The organism is Nitrosovibrio tenuis, from assembly GCF_900109785.1.
Classification (GTDB): Bacteria; Pseudomonadota; Gammaproteobacteria; order Burkholderiales; family Nitrosomonadaceae; genus Nitrosospira; species Nitrosospira tenuis_A.
In genome coordinates, this window is record NZ_FOBH01000001.1 from 223,935 (window position 1) to 245,240 (window position 21,306).

Genomic DNA, 21,306 nt, shown 5'->3' on the forward strand with positions numbered 1-21,306 from the left:
CCCACCAATACGACTCAAGATGTTTTCTTTGCTTTGAATCATGGGTTTCCCCCTTTTAGTGGAAGGATCGCTAAAAATTTCATTCCATGCTTGTCAGAAAGCAATTGCACAGCTAAATACGGGTCTCAGGGTGATCATCTTCTTTTAGCCGATTACCTGAATTTGACAAGCAGTCCTCTTAAAACTGTCTATATTGAAAAAGCGGCTATAAATCTCCGCCCGACATTTGGTTAGAAGAAGGAAATGGAGAAACGCAACGGGAAACAAGAGTCTGGAAGTATTGGCTTTCGGACTCGGCTGCATGGCAACCATATTACGCGTAACTCATCTCTGGAAAGCACAGTTTATGTTTAACTCTAACGCCTACGCCGCTGCCAGTGCGACCTCGCCACTTGCCAGCACCACAATTGCGCGCCGCGACCCGGCCGAACACGACGTGCAGATCCAAATCCTATTCTGCGGGATCTGCCACTCCGATCTTCATTCCGTCCGTAACGAGTGGAGCGAGTTCATGCCCACTGTCTACCCGATTGTTCCCGGCCATGAGATCGTGGGCCGTGTCACCACAACCGGCTCCGCCGTCACCAGATACAAGACCGGCGACCTCGTCGCGGTCGGATGTCTGGTCGACTCTGATCGCACCTGTCCCCGATGCAAAGCGGGCCTTGAGAATTTCTGCCCAAACCAGACGCTCACCTTTAACTCTCCGGACAAGTATCTCGGAGGAGTGACATACGGGGGCTACTCCGACAGCATCGTCGTCGATGAGCATTTCGTGCTGCGCGTCCCGTCCAACCTCGGTCTTGCCGGGGCAGCGCCGCTCCTATGCGCTGGGATCACGACATACTCGCCGATGCGCCACTGGGGCGTCACAAAGGGCAAAAAAGTTGGCGTCGTCGGCCTTGGCGGACTAGGTCACATGGCCGTGAAGATTGCACATGCCCTTGGCGCCCACGTCGTCGCCTTCACCACATCGCCCAGCAAGAAGGACGACGCCCTCCGGCTCGGGGCCGACGAAGTCGTTATTTCACGCAATACGGACGAGATGAAGAAGCACGCAGGCAGCTTCGACTTTATTCTCGACGCGGTCTCAGCAGAGCACGACATCAACGCCTATATCAACCTGCTCGGCATCGACGGCAACCTCACTATCGTTGGTGTCCCACCGAAGCCGCTCAGTGTCATCGCCTTCGGCCTCATCGCAGGCCGCCGCAGTCTCTCAGGCTCGAACATCGGTGGTATCCCGGAGACCCAGGAAATGCTGGACTTTTGCGGCACGCACAACATTACTGCCGATGTCGAAGTGATCCCTATCCAGAAGGTCAACGAAGCTTACGAAAGACTGGTGCAGTCGGATGTGAAGTTTCGGTTCTCCATCGACATGTCTTCACTCAGATCTGAGTAAAGCGAGCGAACCAGCACTTCCGCGTAAACACGCTTGCGAACCCATAACATAGCCGCCGCGCCTTAGCCAGCCCGCATCTTTTCGGTCTTTGTGGTCAAGGTCGAATGCTCCGATATTTGCCGCTGTTCTATGGAAGAATAATAAGCGGTCAGGTCAAATGGCTGGGCGACAAATGGGCTCCTCCTTATAACGTCGCCCTTGCGAAGGTCTGTGGATGGTCTGTTTCACAATGCGATAGGTGGCAATATCGCGCACGCCCACGATCGAACGCTGGAATACGCGGTCAAATGGCACAACGGCAAGTTGTTATCGCATTGCGTGGCCGTCCCGTTTAACATTGTTGCCAACTTTCTCTCATGCTCTACCTGATATTGATCTGCTTGGTGGCTCTGCTGATTATGGGACCTTCATGGTGGGTCAAACACACCATGGATAAATACAGCGAACCCGCAAACCGCTATTCATTCACTGGCGGGCAGCTCGCGCGCAATCTGTTGGATCAGGCCAGCCTGCAGCACGTAGGCGTAGAGGTAACCGAGCTGGGCGACCATTATGATCCATTGACAAAAACGGTCCGCCTGCTGCGGGATAAGTTCCATAGCCGCTCATTGACAGCGATAACGGTAGCCGCCCACGAAGTGGGCCATGCATTGCAGGATCAGGCCGGTTATGCGCCTCTTGCCTTGCGCACCCGGCTGGTGCAGTGGGCCGCGCCTGCGGAGAAGCTGGGTGCCGGCATCCTGATGCTGGCTCCGGTGATCATGGGGCTATCACGATCTCCTGCGGCCGGATTGCTGTTTGCCATGGGAGGGATGCTGACGCTGGGGAGCGCGGCGCTAGTGCACGCACTGACCTTGCCGATGGAGTTGAATGCCAGTTTTGCCCGCGCCTTGCCATGCTTGGAGCGGGGGTGCTACCTGATGGACGGAGATATGCCGCATGCCCGCCGCTTGCTCAGTGCTGCGGCGTGGACGTATGTTGCGGCTTCCTTGATGACACTTCTCAACATGGCACGCTGGTTGGCGATTCTGCGGCGCTGATGAGCTATTTCAGCTACAGAATCAGCTAACATTGGCACTTACAAACTTGATGATGAAGATTCTGTCACGAGGCCAAGTCTCGGATATACGTTAGCATTAAATATTCTTTTATCTTTTTTTGGGTGGAGGGTGCCAGGATGCGCTGCTTAATGGTAAGCCACTCTTCGGCCACGCATCTGAAAGTATTGGCAGCAGAAGCGGTTTTTCTAGCGTTCTGTACGCGCCTGTTCTGCACTGGGTCTACGCCATCAGCCATCAACTGACGCGCAGCCCTTCGCTGCTGTCCTGGCTTCGGCAAGTCGCATGACCGGGTAAATGCCGAGCTGAAGCATCTTTTCCTTGCCGTGTAGGGTGTAACGTAGCTGGAAGCATCTGGAGCCGTTGGGGTGCCCAGCAGGATCAGGCCGTTTCCATCACGCAACTTGCGCGGCTTGTCCCCTGGTTTGGCGTTGCCGACTTCAATTGCAGTAAGAGTTCGGCGGCCATGGCGGGTAAGAACTTTCCAAGTAAATAACATTCCCGTATTTTTACCCGTGTTTTACCCGGAAGCCAGCGGAAGCAAGCGCACGCCATTGGACGCTGTTAATCCTGATTGTGCCTGTATTTACAAAGGAGATTTGAATTTTTTTGGACTTCTGTGGACTACTTGGTGCCGGGAGGGGGAATCGAACCCCCATGATCTCGCGATCGCGGGATTTTGAGTCCCGTGCGTCTACCAATTCCGCCATCCCGGCAAAGCTTTTGCCCGTTTCTCTCAGCAGGGCGATTATTACCGAAAAGTTACGCCGCGGCAACCCGCGCAGCCACATCACCTCGCATCGTGTGCGCCCGGGCTACAGGTATAATACCCGCGGTGAAAATCCAGGATTTCGATTTCGACATTCCCCCTGAGCTCATCGCGCAGTTTCCTGCCGAACAGCGTGCCAGCAGCCGCATGCTGCATCTGGAGGGTTCGAGCGGCGTGCTGCGGGATGGGTGGTTTGCCGATCTGCCCAGCTATTTGCGCGCTGGCGACGTGGTGGTATTTAATGACACTCGCGTGATGAAGGCACGCCTGTACGGCGTAAGGGAAACTGGCGGCAGAGTGGAGGTAATGGTAGAGCGTATACTGGATGCGCAGTGCGCACAGGCGGTTATCCGCGCCAGCCACGCACCAAAGCCGGGCTCCAGGCTATTCCTCTGCGATGCTATCGAAGTAACGGTAGTGGACCGGGACCATGACCTTTATACGCTGCGGTTCGAGCATGAAAGCACGTTAATTGATTTGCTGGAACGTTACGGAACGCTGCCTCTGCCCCGCTATATTTTACGCTCAGCCACAAAAACAGACGAAGCGCGCTACCAGACCATTTATGCGAAACAGGCAGGTGCGGTGGCAGCCCCCACCGCTGGTCTCCATTTCGATGAAAACATGTTAATGACATTGAGGGAAATGGGCGTGGTGATTGCAAATGTAACGCTGCATGTGGGCTTGGGAACATTTCAACCGGTCCGGGTAGAGAACATTGCTGACCACAGCATGCACAGGGAAATTTTTGATGTACCGGCTGAAACGGTCGAGGCAATAAAATGCGCAAAAGCGATTGGGGGAAGGGTTCTGGCGGTCGGTACGACTTCGCTGCGCGCGCTGGAGGCGGCTGCGGCTGACGGGGAACTGAAACCCGGCCATGGCGAAACCGATATCTTCATCACGCCGGGCTACCGGTTCCGAGTCGTGGAACGCTTGCTGACCAATTTTCATTTGCCGCGCTCGACATTATTAATGCTTGTATCCGCATTTGGCGGAACGGAAAACATCCGCCGCGCTTATCAACACGCGATAAAAGGCCGCTACCGCTTTTTCAGCTATGGCGACGCCATGCTGATCGAGAGGGGCGCGGGCTGTGCTCAACCGGGCTGAGCTTCGTTATTTGGCAGCTAGCGGATGATGGGCAAGTCATACCCGGCGGAAGCCATATTGGTGCGTACAAAGCGTGCCTGGTTTATTTTATGGAATGTAATTCAAGCCGGGACGGCAGCTTGAGTCTGAATGACCTTGAGAGTGAACCAGTCAGGCGGGGATAATGCGTTGCTCATTTTCTAAAACTGCTATATCCGACGGACTTCATCGAATATGGAATTTAAGCTGCACCGTACTGACGGCGTTGCCCGGCGCGGTACCCTGACACTGGCGCATGGCACAGTTGAGACTCCAGCCTTCATGCCGGTCGGTACTTATGGCGCTGTAAAAACGATGTCACCCGCCGATTTGCGGGAAGTCGACGCTCATATTGTTCTGGGCAACACGTTTCATTTGTGGCTGCGGCCCGGCCTCGAGGTTATCGAGGCGCACGGCGGCTTGCATCGTTTCATGGCATGGGAGGGACCCATCCTGACGGATTCCGGCGGCTTCCAAGTGTTCAGCCTGGGAATTTTAAGAAAAATCAGCGAAGAAGGGGTCAAGTTCAGATCTCCGGTGAATGGCGATGCGTGTTTTCTTACGCCGGAGGAATCGATGCGTATTCAACGCGTACTCAATTCCGATATTGCGATGATATTCGACGAGTGCACGCCTTACCCGGCGGATGAGCCGGCGGCCGAAAAATCCATGGAATTGAGCATGCGTTGGGCGGAACGGTCCAAGCGTGCCCACCATGATGAGAATAATCCTAATGCGCTGTTTGGCATCGTTCAGGGGGGAATGTATGAAAATCTCAGAGACCGGTCGCTCGGCGGGCTGTTGAATATCGGTTTTGACGGATACGCCATCGGCGGCCTATCCGTGGGCGAGCCCAAGGATGACATGCAGCGCATTCTCAAGCATGTTGCGCCACAACTACCGGGCGACAAGCCGCGCTATCTCATGGGCGTCGGTACCCCGGCGGACATCGTCAACGCGGTCGCTCAAGGGGTGGATATGTTCGATTGCGTACTGCCGACGCGCAATGCACGCAACGGCTGGCTGTTCACCCGGCATGGGATCATCAAGTTGCGCAACAGTCAGTACCGCCTGGATACAGCATCCCCGGACGAGCAATGCCCCTGTTATACATGCCGTCACTTTACCCGTGCCTATCTGCATCATTTGCAACGGACTGGCGAAATCCTCGGTGCGCGCCTCAATACATTGCATAACCTGTATTATTACCAGCAGTTGATGGGCGAGATCCGTTCCGCCATAGAAACCGGGCGATTCGACGCGTACGCTCAGGCATATGCGCAAGAATTTCAAGCATGTGCCGCATCATGCTAAAATCGCTTTCCTTTTTGAAACTCTCACCGGAGAAAATGCCATGTTGATTAGTGAAGCGTTTGCCCAGGCTGCCGCTTCTGCCCAGCCGGGCGCGGATTTCATGAGCCTGCTGCCGCTGATCGGTATATTCGCCGTGTTCTACCTCCTGCTGATCCGACCGCAGGCAAAGCGCGCCAAGGAACAGAAATTAATGATAGAGGCACTGCAAAAGGGTGACGAGGTGACGACAACAGGTGGCGAGCTGGGGCGCGTGGTCAAGGTCAGCGGCAATTACATCATCCTGCAGATAGCCGAAAACGTGCAGGTAGTAATGCTGAAGTCGGCCGTTCAGACGCTGCTGCCCAAGGGAACGTTGAACAGTATCGAAAAGGAATAACCATCCTCTAAGCAAGCTCGAAGGGCGCAGCGTCCTCCACCCTTCTTTCCTTTCGTTCCCATCCCAAGACATGAACCGCTACCCCTCCTGGAAATACCTGATCATCGCGGTTTCAATACTGCTCGGACTACTCTACACGCTGCCGAATTTTTATGGAGAATCCCCGGCGGTACAGATTTCGCCGCTGAGAACCACAGCCAAGGCCGATACCGTTTTGCTGCAGCGCGTCGAGGATGCGTTGAAGAAAGCCGGCATTGCCTATAATGGAATGTTTCTCGACGCCGCTGGCATCAAGATCCGTTTTCCGGACACCGATACACAGATCAAAGCCAGGGATATGCTTCAGTCCATGCTGGGCAGTGGTTATATGGTTGCGCTGAATCTTCTTCCTAATTCTCCTCAATGGCTGACCAGCATAGGCGCGTTACCAATGTATCTGGGACTCGATCTGCGCGGCGGCGTCCATTTCATGCTGCAGGTGGATATGAAAGGTGCGCTTTCCAAAGCGCTTGACCGGTTCGGGGCGGATATACGCGGCAGCCTGCGGGAGAAGGGAATTCCTTATGCCGGGCTTGATAGGCAGGGGTCGCAGATTACGATCAAATTTCGAAATTCTGACTCGCGCGCCAAGGCAGAAGCCGAAATCAACAAGACCTATACCGATTTAAGCCTGCGGGAAGACAATGTGGGGGCCGATTTTCATCTGATTGCCACCCTCAGGCCGGAAGCTCAGAAGCGCATACAGGATTCTGCCGTACAGCAGAATATTACAACCCTGCGCAATCGCGTCAACGAACTGGGCGTCGCCGAGCCCATTATTCAGCAGGCCGGCGCCGACCGCGTGGTTGTGCAACTGCCGGGCGTGCAGGATACCGCCAAAGCAAAGGATATTTTGGGGCGCACCGCCACGCTGGAGGTTCGCATGGTGGACGAGGAGCGCGACGTGCAAGAGGCCATGCGCGGGAAAATCCCCTTTGGCTCCGAGCTGTACACCGAGCGCGGCGGCGGGCCAATACTGGTAAAAAAACAGGTCGTGCTGACCGGCGACCGCATCAACGACGCACAAGCAGGATTCGACAATAACAATCAGCCGGCCGTGCATCTCAACCTCGATAATAACGGCGCCCGCATATTTCGTCAGCTCACTCACGATAATGTCGGCAAGCGCATGGCCATTCTGCTCATCGAGAAGAACCAGGCGGAAGTGATTACCGCACCCGTGATCCGCGAAGAAATCGGCGGTGGTCGCGTGCAGATCAGCGGACGCATGACCACCGAAGAAGCGCGGGATGTCGCGCTTTTACTACGCGCCGGGGCACTGGCGGCGCCTATGGATATCATAGAAGAGCGCACGGTGGGCCCGAGCCTTGGGGCCGATAATATCGCACGCGGATTCAATTCCACATTATTCGGCTTTGCCGCAATTGCCGTTTTTATGACTGCATATTATTCGATGTTCGGGTTTATCTCAGTCGTGGCCCTGGGTGTTAACCTGCTATTGCTCGTAGGCCTTCTTTCGATTCTACAGGCGACTCTGACGCTTCCCGGCATGGCCGCTATTGCCCTTACCATAGGCATGGCGATCGATGCGAACGTGCTGATCAATGAGCGTATCCGGGACGAGCTGAGGCAGGGCATGCCTCCGCAAGCGGCAATCAACGCGGGATACGAGCGGGCGTTCGGCACCATACTTGATTCCAACATTACAACTCTGATTGCCGGCATTGCGTTATTCGCATTCGGTTCGGGTCCGATTAAAGGTTTTGCCGTGGTGTTGTGCCTGGGTATCCTCACCTCCATGTTCAGCGCGGTTATGGTGTCGCGCGGCCTGGTCAATTTAATATATGGCAGCCGCCGCAAGCTGGAGCGAGTCGCCATTGGTCAGGTTTGGAAGCCGGTGAGCACGAAACGTTAAAGAAGAACGAGCGCGTTTAATACCTTCTCGGAGAAGATAAGGGTAAGCATGGAATTTTTCAGAATCAAACGCGACATTCCCTTCATGAGCTGGGGAAAGTACACCACGACCATTTCACTGCTCACGTTCATCGCGGCGTTGTTTTTTCTCTATACCAAGGGCTTGAATCTGGGGGTGGATTTTACGGGCGGCACGGTAATGGAGGTCGGCTATCCACAGCCTGCTGATATCAACAGGATACGGAACACGCTTATCAAGCTTGGCATGTCCGATGTCAGCGTACAGAACTTCGGCACCTCCCGCGATGTGCTGATACGCCTGCCAGCAAGGCCGGCGATGTCCAGCGCCCGGTTGTCCGAAACTGTAATAAAGGCACTGCAGGAGGATGATAAGGGCGCGGAAATACGCCGGGTAGAGTTTGTGGGTCCCCAGGTCGGCCAGGAATTGGTCGAGAGCGGCGCCCTGGCGCTATTGATCGTTTCCCTTGGTATTATCGGATATCTGGCATTGCGCTTCGAATGGAAATTCGGCGTTGCCGGGGTCATCGCGAACTTGCATGACGTTGTGATCATTCTTGGATTTTTTGCTTTTTTTCAATGGGAATTTTCCCTCACCGTTCTCGCGGCTATCCTCGCAATTCTCGGTTATTCGGTGAATGAATCGGTTGTGGTGTTCGATCGCATACGGGAAAACTTCCGTAAAATGCGCAAGGCCACCGTGGCGCAAGTGATAGACAATGCCATTACACGCACCATGTCCCGCACCATCATCACCCATGGCTGCACGCAAATGGTCGTAACCTCCATGCTGTTCTTTGGGGGGGAGGCCCTGCATTACTTCGCGCTCGCGCTTACAATCGGTATTCTCTTCGGAATCTACTCTTCCGTGCTGGTGGCGAGCCCCCTCGTGATGCTGCTCGGTGTTTCGCGCGACGATCTCGTCAAACCGGAAAAAAAAGAGGGTGCAGAAGCACTGCCTTAATCTGGGCCCCATTTCAGCAGGGGACTTATGTTTCACCCTTTATGCTTCTCTCTCCATACGCACAAGGTTCATTTTGGAACTTCTCGCCACTTTTGCCGACATCATCCTGCATCTGGACAAACATCTTATCTGGCTGGTTCAGAACTATGGCGACCTGGTTTATGTCGTCCTGTTCCTGATTATCTTCTGTGAAACCGGATTAGTGGTGGCGCCGTTCCTGCCGGGCGATTCATTACTGTTTGTGGCGGGGGCGATTGCCGCCACCGGAGCAATGGAGGTTCAATTGCTAGCCGCACTGCTCATGCTTGCGGCATTTTTGGGGGATAACACCAATTATTGGATCGGACGCTATTTCGGTCCCAGAATATTCACTCGTGCGGACTCCCCTTTATTAAATCGGGCGCATCTGCAAAAGACGCATGAATTCTATGCCAAGCATGGCGGCAAGACCGTCATTTTTGCGCGTTTTCTTCCCATAGTCCGCACCTTTGCGCCTTTCGTCGCCGGCATCGGGCGCATGATCTATCCCCGATTCGTGGCGTACAGCGCGTTCGGCAGCATTTTCTGGATCAGTTTCTTTGTACTCGGCGGATTTTTTTTCGGCAATGTTCCAGTCGTTAAAAACAATTTAACCTTTTTCATTTTTGGCATCATCATCGTTTCTGCGCTGCCGGGGTTTATTCAATTCATACGCAACTGGGCTGGAAGCCGTGGAAATCCCGAGCGCCGATAACTGGTTTTAGAATATCAATTGCCGGCTCCCATCTTCAGTGCGCGCTGCCGCGATTGAGCCGCTTGTTCCGTTTGTTCTTCCGGATGTTGTGCATCCAACCATCCGTGTAAATTTGCGAGCGTGATATCGGCCAGCGCCTGTATCCAGTCGGCGCGCTCGTTGAGGCAGGGAATGTAATGAAACTCCTGTCCGCCCGCCTGCATGAAAGTGGTTTTGCCTTCCATGGCAATTTCTTCCAGAGTCTCCAGGCAATCCGAAACGAAACCGGGACAGATGACATCCACCCGCCGGGTACCTTGTCTGCCGAGCTGTTCCAGCGTAACAGCGGTATATGGGTTTAACCATTCCGCACGGCCAAAGCGGGATTGAAAACAGATCTGATACTTGTTTTCATCCAGCTCAAGCGCTTCAGCCAGCAGCCGCCCGGTTTTCTGGCATTCACAGTGGTAGGGGTCGCCCTTCTCCAGAGTGTATCGGGGTACGCCGTGGAAACTCATCACCAGTTTGTCGGGGGTACCGGCTTCCATCCAGTAATCGCGTACATTTTGCGCCAGCGCGGCTATATACCCGGAATGATCGTGGTAATGCTTCACAGTCCGCAAGGCGGGCGCGTTGCGCATTGTTCGCAATTGTGCAAATACTTCATCGAAGGCCGATGCAGTGCTGCTGGACGCATATTGGGGGTAGAGCGGCAACACCAGCATGCGCTCGCAGCGATGTTGGCGCATACGCTTCAGCACATCGCCAATGGAAGGGCTGCCTATACTCATTGCGTATTCCACCATTGGCGCGGGCTCGATACGCTCTGTCAGGGCATCACGCAATAGCTGGGTCTGGCGACCAGTATGTACCTTCAGTGGTGATCCTTCCGGCATCCAGATCTGGGCATATTTTTCAGCGGATTTTTTCGGCCGGGTGTTAAGTATGATACCGTTCAGAATCGGCCACCATGCCCAGCGTGGGAGTTCCACCACGCGCGGATTGCTAAGGAACTGCTTGAGATAAGGCCGCAGCGCCTGCGCGGTCGGAGCATCGGGTGTGCCGAGATTGATCAGTAATACGCCGGTCTGACTCGGTATGCCATGCTGATAAGCGGGTTCGGGAGAGATCAAGGTAGCGTGTTGAAGGGCGGGTCTGCCAAAACTATTACTGGGAAGACAAGGAATACCCCGACAGGTTTCGTATAGTGGCTGAAGACCTAGTGTTGCGATAGCGCACTGGAGAGCAGCCTGGCGGTAATATCCACAACTGGAATAACGCGTTCATAGGCCATGCGTGTGGGCCCGATCACAGCCACGGTACCGACAATTTTGCCGTCTACCTCATAAGGCGCGGTTACGACGCTGAATTCATCCAGCGTTACTACACCCGATTCATCACCGATGAATATCTGTACACCTTCCGCCTTGCGGCTGAATTCCAGCAACTGCAACAATGCCGTCTTACGCTCGAACAGGTCAAATAATTTTTTCAGGCAGGCCATATTGCTGGACAAATCATGCACATCCAGCAGCTTGCGTTCACCGGCCACCACCACCGTTCCGCTGTTTTCCCGGATTGCCTCGTCACCTGCCTCGATGGCTGCGGCCATGAGGGCCGTCACATCACGGCGCAATTGCTTCAATTCACTCTGAAGACGGGTACGAATTTCGTCGATCGCGCAACCTGCATAATTTTGATTGATGAAATTTGCCGCCTCAATCAACTCCCCCTGGCTGTAGGGTTTATCGGTGAAAAGCACGCGGTTCTGAACGTCGCCCTCCGGCGTTACGATAATTAGCAAAATCCGCTTTGCTGACAACGCCATGAATTCGATATAGCGGAATACGGCGCTGCTGCGCTTGGGTGCCACGACAACGCCGGCAAAGCGGGTCAATTCCGCCAACAACTGCGAGGCGGAGTTAATTAATCGGGAAGGATTATTAGGATGCAACTGGTCCTGAAGCTGATGGATTTCTATGATATCCAGAGGCTGGACCACTAGAAGCGTATCGATAAAAAAACGATAGCCCCGATGAGTCGGAATCCTTCCGGCAGAGGTATGTGGGCTGGTGACAAAACCCATCTCCTCAAGGTCAGCCATTACATTTCGAATGGTGGCAGGGCTGAGATCCAGGCCCGAGAATTTCGAGAGCGAGCGTGAACCCACCGGTTGACCTTCGGTGATATACCGTTCGACCAGCGTCTTAAGCAGGATTTTGGCGCGTTGGTTAAGCATTTGAGTATTGTACAACAGGATTTAACCTAAATCCGCCCCGTAGCGAACTCATCAAAAAGGTGAAGGTCAAGTACTGTAAAAGTATTGGTGGAACAGCCCCCTAAACTGAAAAAACGAGCGGTTGACTGCTGGATTTTAGGTTCAACCCCCGGTCCAGTTTTCCGGATTTGGGCAAACAGTTAAAATGGGTGAGCCACACCGGGAAATCTTGAAGCAATTCCCGGCCCCACATAGGGAGTAATCTGGAATACTTTGTCACCTATTGAGCGATATGGTTTAATCTTGAATGAATTTTTTTAAAACCAGGCGCCTCGCTTGCCTAAGCCTCAACAGATTTCATATCGATCACGCGGATGAGTACCCGATTTAAAACAATAGCCCTGATCGGAAAGTACAAGAATCCGGATATTCTCGCACCATTGCTGAGTTTGGCGCAGTTTTTGCGTAGCCGCAATGTGGAGGTGGTGCTGGATAGCCTTACCGCTTCCAATCTGGCAGAGAATGAATATCCTGCCATGACCATGGAAGAAATTGGCCTGCACGCTCATCTTGCCATAGTGCTGGGCGGGGACGGCACCATGCTCAATATTGCACGCAAACTCGCGCCATTCGGTGTGCCGCTGGTCGGCATCAACCAGGGCCGGCTCGGGTTTCTCACGGACCTTTCCATCGATACGATGGTGGAAACACTGGGCTCAATGCTCGATGGGCGGTACATTGCTGAGCGACGCATGCTGCTGTGTGTCGAAGTTTCGCGCGATGGCTCCGCCGTGTTTAGTGCATTGGCATTAAACGATGTGGCGGTGAGCCGGGGAATTGGCGGTAACATGATCGAATTCGAGGTACGCATCAATGGGGAATATGTCTACTCGCTGCGCTCCGATGGCTTGATAGTAGCCACACCTACCGGCTCCACGGCTTATGCTTTATCATCTGGAGGCCCGATCCTGCACCCAAGCCTGGATTTGATTGCCCTCGTGCCGGTCAGCCCGCATACGCTGAGTAATCGCCCCATTGTAGTCGGCCCGGATGCAGTGGTGGAAATCCTGATGCATCGCACCGTTGTCGCGCTTGTCCATTCCGACAGCCATTCACACTTCGATTTGCAGGAACACGACAGGGTTATCGTGCGGCGCTCACCGCATACGGTAACATTGCTGCATCCTTCCAACCACAGCTATTACCGTATGTTGCGCGAGAAGCTCGGCTGGAGTGGTTTACCTAGAAACGCGGCATGAGTGCGGAACCTCTGAGCAAATCCTATGTGAACATGATGGCGGCTCTGCGGGATGCGATGCGCGAGGGGGGAGGACGCGAATGGCCGACCCCCCCCTTCACGACGAGACTGGTAAAGCAGACTGCCCGCAAAGCTCCGTCTCGCTCGGGTTGCAGCAAAATGGGGCGCGACCGCGCAGGGCGGAGCAGTGCCTTCCAAAGGAAGGTGCGACCCCGCAGCGGGATGCAGGCGCCCATAAACGCGGTCGCGGCACCCGACGCTGCGCGACCCCGCTTCCCGCAGATCCCCGGGGGACGCTTTGGGCGCGACCGCGCAGGGCGGAGCAGTGCCTTCCAAAGGAAGGTGCGACCCCGCAGCGGGATGCAGGCGCCCACAAACGCGGTCGCGGCACCCGACGCTGCGCGATTCCGCTTCCCGCAGCTCCCCGGGAGACGCTTTGGGCGCGACCGCGCAGGGCGGAGCAGTGCCTTCCAAAGGAAGGTGCGACCCCGCAGCGGGATGCAGGCGCCCACAAACGCGGTCGCGGCACCCGACGCTACGCGATTCCGCTTCCCGCTTCGCGGGGATCCTCGAGCAACGCTTTGGGCGCCACTGTGCTGCACTCCTTGGCATCGTAGACCTCACTGCGGCCTTGGTCGTCCGCCTTATGACTATCCCAATGGTGCCCGCAACGCGCACACTGGGGATTTATTCAGAGGTTCCTTATGTTAAAGTTTTTGAGCATTCGGGATTTCGTCATTGTTGATCATATGGAGCTGGAGTTCACTTCCGGTTTTACGGTGCTTACCGGGGAAACCGGCGCAGGCAAATCCATCTTGATCGATGCGCTGTCACTTGTTCTGGGCGAGCGCGGCGATGCGGATGTTGTTCGCAATGGCTGCGAGCGGGCTGAAATCAGCGCAGAGTTCGATATCACAGGATTACCGGAGCTGGCGACCTGGCTGTGCGAGAATGGACTCGAAAGCGATGGCGCTGACGCGGGCGTTTGCCTGATGCGCCGCCTGGTGGATAATCGCGGGCGATCACGCAGCTTTATCAATGGCTGCTCGGCTACATTGCAGCAACTGCGCACTGTTGGAGAGAAACTGGTGGATATTCAGGGCCAGCATGCGCATCAGTCACTGTTGCGCATCGATATGCAACGTGACCTGCTTGATGGTTTTTCCGGCAACCGGGAGTTGGTGCAGCGCGTCGCGGAAGCCTATCGTCGCTGGCAGAATACGCGGCAGCGGCGCCTCGCCTGGGAGCAAAGTTCAGGGGCCATGATGCAAGAGCGTGAACACCTGGAATGGCAAGCAAGCGAGCTCTCCGCATTGAATTTCTCACTTGGAGAATGGGAAGCACTGCAGGCTGATCATAGCCGGCTTTCCCATGCCGCAAGTCTGCTTGAAGCCGCGCAGATGGGGTTGGAGACGCTATCTGAAGGAGAAACAGCCGCCCTCGTACAGGTCAACTCGGTAATCTCGCGCCTGAATCATTTGCTCGATTGCGACACTGGCCTTAAACCCTTGCTCGATCTGATGGAATCTGCCCAGATCCAGTTGCAGGAGGCGGTGTATGAGCTGACACATTATCAGCAGCGCCTCGATCTGGATCCGCAACATTTGCACGACGTGGAGGAACGGTTGGCAGCAATCCACGCGGCCGCCAGAAAATACCGGGTCATTCCGGCTGAGTTGCCGGATCTCTACCGAGGAATTACGCAAAGATTGGCTGAACTCGGTCACAAGGAAGACGGGGATGCGCTGGTAAAGGAAGAGACGGCATCCCTGGATGAATATCTCACGTTTGCACAGCAATTAAGCCTCGAGAGAGCCAAGGCGGCCAAAGCACTTGCGCAGCAGGTCACCGCCGCGATGCAAACGCTGGCTATGGCAGGGGGGGAATTTTCTGTCGCGCTAGTTCCGCTTGAGCACGGAAACGTGAACGGCATGGAGCATATCGAATTCCAGGTTTCCGCCCATCAGGGGCTGCCGCTGCGCCCTTTGGCCAAAGTTGCATCGGGCGGCGAATTGTCGCGCATCGGTTTGGCAATACACGTCATAACCAGCAAGCTGGGAGCGGCGCCCACGCTCATCTTTGATGAAGTTGACGCAGGTATTGGCGGGCGGGTTGCGGAAATCGTGGGTGATTTGCTTAAAAAGCTGGGCGCCGAACGCCAGGTTTTGTGCATCACGCACCTTGCGCAGGTCGCCTCGGCGGGAAACCATCAATGGCAAATCACTAAGTCGGCTGATCCAGCCAATGGTGGAAAAGTATCGAGTCGCATTACCGTGCTTGACAAGAAGGATCGTATTGAAGAAATTGCGCGTATGCTCGGAGGCGCAAAAATTACCGAAACGACGCGCAAGCATGCGGCCGAAATGCTAATGGCTGGCCAAAGATAACGGATCCTGGAACAGGACGGATACCGGACGGCACACACGCTTAAATCAGCTTGCCTGCCATATACTCGAGATCGCGATCCAGAAGGTTTTATATACCGTAGGGCTACAGGTTGCTCGCGCTTAGTCCGGGCGTTCCGCCAATGCCAGAAACTCGGCACGCTGGGCGGGATTCGTCTTTAGGTTGCCTAGCATCGCGGATGTGACCGTTTCCTCACCCGCGACTGCGATCCCTCGCGACTCCATGCACATGTGTCGGCAGCGGATAATCACCCCCACAGCCTTGGGTTGGAGATGCTCAAGCAGCGACTGGGCAATTTGTGCGGTCAAACGTTCCTGTACCTGTAACCGTGCCGCGAAGCAGTTGACCAGGCGCGTCAATTTGGACAGTCCGACAATGTGCCCGCTGGGAAGATAACCGACCGTCGCGTGGCCAAAAAAAGGAGCCAAATGATGCTCGCAGTGTGAGTAGACCGGTATTTGCCTGACCACGATCAGCTCATCGTAACTCTCACCGCCATCGGCAAACGTTTTCAGGATGGTGGCTGGGTCCTGCTTATAGCCGCGCGTCCAATGAGCCCAGGCGCGCGAGACACGGCCCGGCGTTTCTGCCAGTCCTTGACGTGAAGGATCCTCTCCAATTGAGCGCAGCAGCCGTTGCCAGTCGGCTATGCCAAATTCCGGGTCATTTGAAGCGTCCATGGTCACTATGCCCTTGTTTTGAGGAGCGTGTGAAGTACCAGGTCAGACATAGGCAAATCCTCCGAATCTTGCGGGAGCAATGGAAGTAGCATCGATCTGCGACAGTATGCGTTAACCATCATAGCACAACATAAATCGGCTCAGGTAGCTCCTCTTTGAAGAGCTGGGTCCATAAACCTGGGTCATAAACCTGAGTACCTATAAACTTGAGTTAGCTTATTCAAGAGACTCGGGATTTGGTAAAATGCGGCATGAAGCTCGCAACCTGGAATGTCAATTCCCTCAAAGTTCGCCTCCCGCATGTACTCGATTGGCTGGCGGCGAATCAGCCCGATGTGTTGTGTCTGCAGGAGACCAAGCTGCAGGACGAAAATTTTCCGATAGCCGAAATTGCAGCGAGCGGGTATCAGACGATTTATACTGGCCAGCGAACCTACAATGGCGTCGCGGTACTCAGCAAACAGCCAGGGATCGAACTCGTCACAGGCATACCCGCGTTGGACGACCCGCAAAAACGCGTTCTCTCGGCGATCTATGATGACATACGGATAATTTGTATCTATGTTCCCAATGGGGAAAAGGTCGGATCGGAAAAATATCAATACAAATTGAGATGGCTGGCCGCCCTTAAAGATTGGATACGGGATATGCTTGCCAGGCACGAGAAACTGGTGTTGCTGGGTGATTTCAACATTGCGCCGGACGAGCGCGATGTGCACGATCCGAAATTATGGGAGGGTCAGGTTCTGTTCAGTCTGCCCGAGCGTGAGGCGTTCCAGGAAGTGCTCGGTCTGGGTCTGCTGGACAGCTTTCGCCTGTTTGAACAACCGGAGAAGTCCTACACTTGGTGGGATTACCGTATGATGGGATTCCGCCGCAATATGGGTTTGAGAATCGATCACATCCTGTTAAGCAGAGAACTTGCCAAAATATGTACGGCATGCGTTATAGATAAAACGCCGCGCAAACTCGAGCGACCTTCCGATCATGCCCCGATAATGGTGGAGCTGGGGAAGCTGTAAATGGGGTAACCGGGGCCGTGGTCGCTCGCGCGAGCGCTACACAATAGCTTGAGGTTCGATAAGACCCAGGGACAGCGCGCGGGATATCGCCTGCTGCCGATTTACCACGCCTAATTTCTGGCCCGCGTTCTGAAGATGAAACGTCACCGTGCGTTCCGAAATCCTGATGATATTTGCTATTTCCCAACCCGTTTTTCCTTCGGCGGCCCAAAGCAAGCATTCTTTTTCGCGTTCGGTCAGATGGATTTTTTTCAAGGGGATAGGCCCTTTACTCAGGACAATACGCTGCACCGCCTCATGCAGGTAACAGGTTAATAACTGGGCTCTGCCCATCATCGCAACAATATCATCCTGCGCTTCGCGCGATTCCCGAGAAGTGGAGAGGCTCAACATCGCGGCTTCCCCGCGGCTGCCATGAATCGAAAAGCTGGCTCCGCTCACCAGGCCACAATCTTTCGCTTCGCTTCTGACTCGTGCCTCCTTACGCCCCTTGAAGATCTCATTCTTCCAAATGATGGGGATTGATGTTCTGGCGCAATGAGAAACTGTTGGATCGATATTGGCGTAACCCTCCGCATCGTAATGCTTGCGCCATTCCTCCGGGTAACAACTGAGAATGAATCGATAGGGTCGGGTTAGCGAAGTATTGACCTGTACTCCGTAGAGAAAATGCTCGAATCCCATCTGGTGGGCAATGGCTGCGGCATTGCCGTGGAGTTCTTCCACAGTGCGGCAATTCAGCAGCGATTCGAATAGGCTTAAATCACTCATATTTATCCTTTCATGATAAATAACTATTATTGCAAAATTATTACCCTACTCGTTATGCCGGTCCGGTAGAGCTCGATAGTGCAGACATTACTTATGGCAACCAGGTGGTTTTCGGTATTGTTTAAAGATCGTAGCTGAATAATACGGCGATTCACGGCAGCCATGCCATCGCCGGGCGTGGACGGCGTTTGTAATGTTATTTGAGTACCGACAGCAATTCTAGTGGCTGTACAAAAAAGTGTTATGTATATCATTATCTGTATATATCTGGATTATCCCTTTACTGAAAAAACAAAGCACAGCTCTTTCCCTTACAGACGCCTACTCAGCCGGCATAAGCTGAAACCGGTTTCGTTCTGCGCCAGAATTTCCGTAAATCGCCAGTTCGGGCGGTGAAATTTGTGGTTCTCGTTTCGCTTACAACCGTAAGGATCAATTTGTCGATGCGGCCATGCTTGAACACCGTTAATAAAGGCTCAAACCAGCTCAGTTCCAGTTTTTTTAAACTCTCGCGCCAGCCATAGGCATCCGCGTACTGGGCTTGTCCCCGCAATACATCAAGCACGACAAGATGATTGCCAGATCTGACTTGATGCCATGCCTTTGCGTCCGGTGGAAGTTGTGCATGATCTGTTCCACAGGCCCGCGCCAGGGAACAGGCTAACACATCATTACTCCACACATGTGTATAGGGGCTGACTAACGGTTTTGGCATGAACCCGCCGCCCCAGAACCAAACACTGTTAATAGCCGGTTCACCTCGCGCTTCCCGTAGCTGGTTAAGCGGATGGTCGTGTAGCAGCATCTGGCTCTCATTGAAGAGGCCGCGCCAGACCTCGCTATTCGCGCTGAATGGCAGCAGTTCGTTAATGCTTTTATTGGCAACCTGGCTTAATAGATGAGTTTTTGCTGGGGGTATTTTCGTTGCGCACACATACCAGCGATCGGGCTGTTGCGGAAAAAATTTTATTTCCAGCCCGCTGGTAGCGAAGTGGCGGTTTAGTAACACGGTAAACTGGTCCGCTTCCTGGGCTGAAATTTTAAAAATGCGACTGTCACCCAGAACAAGTTGATCGCCTTCGATTCGCAAATGCACCGGATCGGCGCGAATCCAGTAATCGTCACCTGCTTTTACCTCTTCGGTACCGTCGATCGCCAGGGTCACAGGCGCCACCGGCCAATCCTGCTGCTTTGTTACATTAAAAACTTTGCAAAGCCAAGCCTCAAATCCCTCAAATTCCGGAGCCTCATCCTCAGCAGATGATTTTGCCAGCAGATTCTCCAGGGAAGGCAACGATAAATCGCGATAAATTTCGGTTAACGTGGGGTCGGGCCAGAAGAGCGAGGGAAGCAGCAACTGTAAATTCATTATCGATGGCCGCTAGCTGAAAATTGAGGGCCCGAATCAGCCCCGATATAAGTGCCAGGCTGGCAACCCAATTAAACTGACTTATCGATTTTGTCGATCACTTTCGACCACTTGTTGATCACTTGGCGACCAGGCTGGGGACTTGAACCTGCTTTTCACTGGAACCGAGCTAATAACGGATTGGCTCCGGAGCGAGCAACCGAGCGTGACAGCACAGCAGGGAAATCGGCCACTTAAACGAGCAACTTCTTAACCGCCGGCGACAATCATCCGGTCTACGAGTATCGAACCGCATTGCTTGGAGCCGCGTACAATCACATCATTTCCCACCGCGGAAATGCCGAGCAGCATATCCTTCAGGTTGGCGGCTATGGTGATTTCCTCGACCGCATGGCGAATTTCGCCGTCTTCCACCCAGAATCCCGCCGCACCCCTCGAATAATCGCCCGTGACAGTATTTACGCCCTGACCGAGTAGCTCGGTTACCAGCAATCCTCTACCCATCTTCTTGAGCAACGCGGAGAATTCCAGCCCATTTCCATTATCAAGAACCAGATTGTGGTTACCCCCAGCGTTACCTGTGGTTCGTAACCCAAGCTTGCGGCCGGAGTAACTGCTGAGAAAATAGCCTTGTACCACTCCGTTCTCGACAATTTTGCGCTCACGCGTGGCGACCCCCTCGTCGTCGAACGGACTGCTTGCCAGGCCTTTTTTCAGATGAGGCAGTTCCCGGATCTGTATGTCCGGCGCAAAGACCTGCCGCCCCACGCTGTCCAGCAAAAATGATGACTTCCGGTAGAGGTTGCCCCCGCTCACCGCGCTGACGAAATGCCCTATCAGGCTGGCGGCAATCGGCGCTTCAAACAGAACGGGTACTTCGCAGGTATCGACTTTACGCGCTCCGAGGCGGCTGACGCTGCGTTTGCCTGTTATAATGCCGACGCTGCCAGCCTGCTCCAGGTCTGCGGCATCCCGGGCAGTGCTGTACCAGTAGTCGCGTTGCATTGTATCGTCCTGGCTTGCAATCACAGCACAACTGATACTGTGGCGCGACGCGGGATACCCGCCCATGAAACCCAGGCTGTTCGCGTACACGAACTGTGATTCGTTCAGCAGGACGCTTGCTCCTTCGGAGTTGGTAATCCGTTTGTCAACCGAAAACGCAGCCGCTTCGCACGTCTTGGCGAGATCTATCGCCCGCTCCACTGGCAAGTCCCAGGGAAAGTACAAATCAAGCTGGGGAAACTCTCGCGCCAGCAAATCCGCATCAGCAAGACCGGCGCAATTATCCTCCGCGGTGTGCCCAGCGATGGAAAGCGCCGCCGCCACCGTTTCACTTACAGCCTGGGGAGAAAAATCCGAAGTACTTGCATGGCCGCGTTTCTGGCCAATATAAACGGTAACGGAGAGCCCCTTATCGCGATTGTATTCAATGGTTTCCACTTCTCCGCGACGTACCGTAACATTCTGGCCGAAGCCATCCGTTACACCGGCCTCGCAGGCACTGGCGCCACCCTTTCTGGCGTGATCCAATACGTCCTGCGCGATTTGCTGGAGCACGGTGAAAGGATAGGAAAAACGTTGTGAAGGAGTAACAATATCGCTCATGAGTGGTTGCTTTAAGGAAGTTGCGTTGGGCCTGCTCCCGAATGGAGAGAGGCCGCATGAGGCCAATGGGGGCGAGAGGCGATGTGTGTAATCGCGGGACCTTTTGAAGGTATGCCTGCAAATGGCGTTATGATAGCAGATTCTTGACGCCGCATTAAGCCACCGTTAAGTCGCTCAGGCACCCAGGCACACAGGCACCCAGGGCACACTAAGACCACACTAAGACGTTATATAGCCCACTTTAGCCAACTTCAGCAGCCAATGGATGAGTCTCATATTTATCGTAACGCTCTGCGTGTTACAGAAGCCTTAT

19 protein-coding genes and 1 tRNA gene are annotated in these 21,306 nt (G+C 54.3%); 12 read left to right on the top strand and 8 right to left on the bottom strand.

Annotation, left to right across the window (positions count from 1 at the left end):
* The first annotated feature begins 346 nt into the window (after positions 1–346).
* Together BMX00_RS01005 and BMX00_RS01010 are read left to right on the top strand one after the other, a co-directional pair.
* Complete coding sequence (locus tag BMX00_RS01005; RefSeq protein ID WP_090826827.1) at positions 347–1,405, top strand: NAD(P)-dependent alcohol dehydrogenase; 1,059 nt, start codon at positions 347–349, stop codon at positions 1,403–1,405.
* A 356-nt stretch (positions 1,406–1,761) separates the two neighbouring features.
* On the top strand, positions 1,762–2,445 hold the full coding sequence (locus BMX00_RS01010) for a zinc metallopeptidase (protein ID WP_090826058.1): 684 nt from the start codon (positions 1,762–1,764) through the stop codon (positions 2,443–2,445).
* A gap of 64 nt (positions 2,446–2,509) precedes the next feature.
* Here BMX00_RS01010 and BMX00_RS01015 read toward each other — a convergent pair whose 3' ends face one another.
* On the bottom strand, positions 2,510–2,962 hold the full coding sequence (locus BMX00_RS01015) for an integrase arm-type DNA-binding domain-containing protein (protein ID WP_143053018.1): 453 nt from the start codon (positions 2,960–2,962) through the stop codon (positions 2,510–2,512).
* Between the two features lie 130 nt (positions 2,963–3,092).
* Positions 3,093–3,179 (bottom strand) — tRNA-Leu (locus BMX00_RS01020).
* 119 nt (positions 3,180–3,298) lie between these two features.
* Here BMX00_RS01020 and queA point away from each other — a divergent pair.
* The 6 genes from queA (at position 3,299) to BMX00_RS01050 (ending at position 9,682) form a co-directional block, all read left to right on the top strand.
* Positions 3,299–4,345 (top strand): tRNA preQ1(34) S-adenosylmethionine ribosyltransferase-isomerase QueA, encoded by a 1,047-nt coding sequence (queA, locus tag BMX00_RS01025; protein ID WP_090826061.1) that lies wholly within the window; start codon positions 3,299–3,301, stop codon positions 4,343–4,345.
* A gap of 213 nt (positions 4,346–4,558) precedes the next feature.
* Positions 4,559–5,677 carry a tRNA guanosine(34) transglycosylase Tgt gene (gene tgt, locus BMX00_RS01030; protein WP_090826064.1) on the top strand — a complete coding sequence of 373 codons (1,119 nt, stop codon included), beginning with the start codon at positions 4,559–4,561 and terminating at the stop codon, positions 5,675–5,677.
* Positions 5,678–5,717: 40 nt separating this feature from the next.
* Positions 5,718–6,053 carry a preprotein translocase subunit YajC gene (gene yajC, locus BMX00_RS01035; protein ID WP_090826829.1) on the top strand — a complete coding sequence of 112 codons (336 nt, stop codon included), beginning with the start codon at positions 5,718–5,720 and terminating at the stop codon, positions 6,051–6,053.
* Positions 6,054–6,123: 70 nt separating this feature from the next.
* Positions 6,124–7,968, top strand: a complete 1,845-nt coding sequence (gene secD / locus BMX00_RS01040) for a protein translocase subunit SecD (protein WP_090826066.1) — start codon at positions 6,124–6,126, stop codon at positions 7,966–7,968.
* Positions 7,969–8,016: 48 nt separating this feature from the next.
* On the top strand, positions 8,017–8,949 hold the full coding sequence (gene secF, locus BMX00_RS01045) for a protein translocase subunit SecF (RefSeq protein WP_090826069.1): 933 nt from the start codon (positions 8,017–8,019) through the stop codon (positions 8,947–8,949).
* Positions 8,950–9,022: 73 nt separating this feature from the next.
* The gene (locus BMX00_RS01050) at positions 9,023–9,682 is read left to right on the top strand and encodes a DedA family protein (RefSeq protein WP_090826831.1); all 660 of its coding nucleotides are present in this window, start codon (positions 9,023–9,025) and stop codon (positions 9,680–9,682) included.
* Between the two features lie 14 nt (positions 9,683–9,696).
* Here BMX00_RS01050 and hemH read toward each other — a convergent pair whose 3' ends face one another.
* Positions 9,697–10,794 carry a ferrochelatase gene (hemH, locus tag BMX00_RS01055; RefSeq protein ID WP_425433851.1) on the bottom strand — a complete coding sequence of 366 codons (1,098 nt, stop codon included), beginning with the start codon at positions 10,792–10,794 and terminating at the stop codon, positions 9,697–9,699.
* An 86-nt stretch (positions 10,795–10,880) separates the two neighbouring features.
* Positions 10,881–11,900, bottom strand: a complete 1,020-nt coding sequence (gene hrcA, locus BMX00_RS01060) for a heat-inducible transcriptional repressor HrcA (RefSeq protein WP_090826075.1) — start codon at positions 11,898–11,900, stop codon at positions 10,881–10,883.
* Positions 11,901–12,253: 353 nt separating this feature from the next.
* Here hrcA and BMX00_RS01065 point away from each other — a divergent pair, with 353 nt between their 5' ends.
* From BMX00_RS01065 to recN, 3 genes are all read left to right on the top strand, one after another.
* Positions 12,254–13,138, top strand: a complete 885-nt coding sequence (locus tag BMX00_RS01065) for an NAD kinase (RefSeq protein WP_090826078.1) — start codon at positions 12,254–12,256, stop codon at positions 13,136–13,138.
* A gap of 79 nt (positions 13,139–13,217) precedes the next feature.
* A complete protein-coding gene (locus tag BMX00_RS01070) occupies positions 13,218–13,754 on the top strand; it encodes a hypothetical protein (protein WP_090826081.1) in 537 nt (178 codons plus the stop codon).
* Positions 13,755–13,841: 87 nt separating this feature from the next.
* Positions 13,842–15,524 (top strand): DNA repair protein RecN, encoded by a 1,683-nt coding sequence (gene recN / locus BMX00_RS01075; RefSeq protein ID WP_090826083.1) that lies wholly within the window; start codon positions 13,842–13,844, stop codon positions 15,522–15,524.
* Positions 15,525–15,644: 120 nt separating this feature from the next.
* Here recN and folE read toward each other — a convergent pair whose 3' ends face one another.
* Positions 15,645–16,223, bottom strand: a complete 579-nt coding sequence (gene folE, locus BMX00_RS01080) for a GTP cyclohydrolase I FolE (RefSeq protein WP_090826086.1) — start codon at positions 16,221–16,223, stop codon at positions 15,645–15,647.
* Positions 16,224–16,474: 251 nt separating this feature from the next.
* On the opposite strand from folE, the gene xth reads away from it, so the two are divergent.
* Positions 16,475–17,245 (top strand): exodeoxyribonuclease III, encoded by a 771-nt coding sequence (xth, locus tag BMX00_RS01085; RefSeq protein ID WP_090826089.1) that lies wholly within the window; start codon positions 16,475–16,477, stop codon positions 17,243–17,245.
* Positions 17,246–17,281: 36 nt separating this feature from the next.
* Here the strand turns inward: xth and BMX00_RS01090 are convergent, their stop codons facing one another.
* From BMX00_RS01090 to pmbA, 3 genes are all read right to left on the bottom strand, one after another.
* Entirely contained in the window at positions 17,282–18,016 is a 735-nt protein-coding gene (locus BMX00_RS01090; RefSeq protein WP_090826092.1) for a helix-turn-helix transcriptional regulator, read from the bottom strand.
* Positions 18,017–18,341: 325 nt separating this feature from the next.
* Positions 18,342–19,385 carry a phosphoglycerate mutase gene (locus tag BMX00_RS01095; protein WP_090826095.1) on the bottom strand — a complete coding sequence of 348 codons (1,044 nt, stop codon included), beginning with the start codon at positions 19,383–19,385 and terminating at the stop codon, positions 18,342–18,344.
* A 249-nt stretch (positions 19,386–19,634) separates the two neighbouring features.
* Entirely contained in the window at positions 19,635–20,993 is a 1,359-nt protein-coding gene (pmbA, locus tag BMX00_RS01100; protein WP_090826098.1) for a metalloprotease PmbA, read from the bottom strand.
* Positions 20,994–21,306 lie beyond the last annotated feature (313 nt).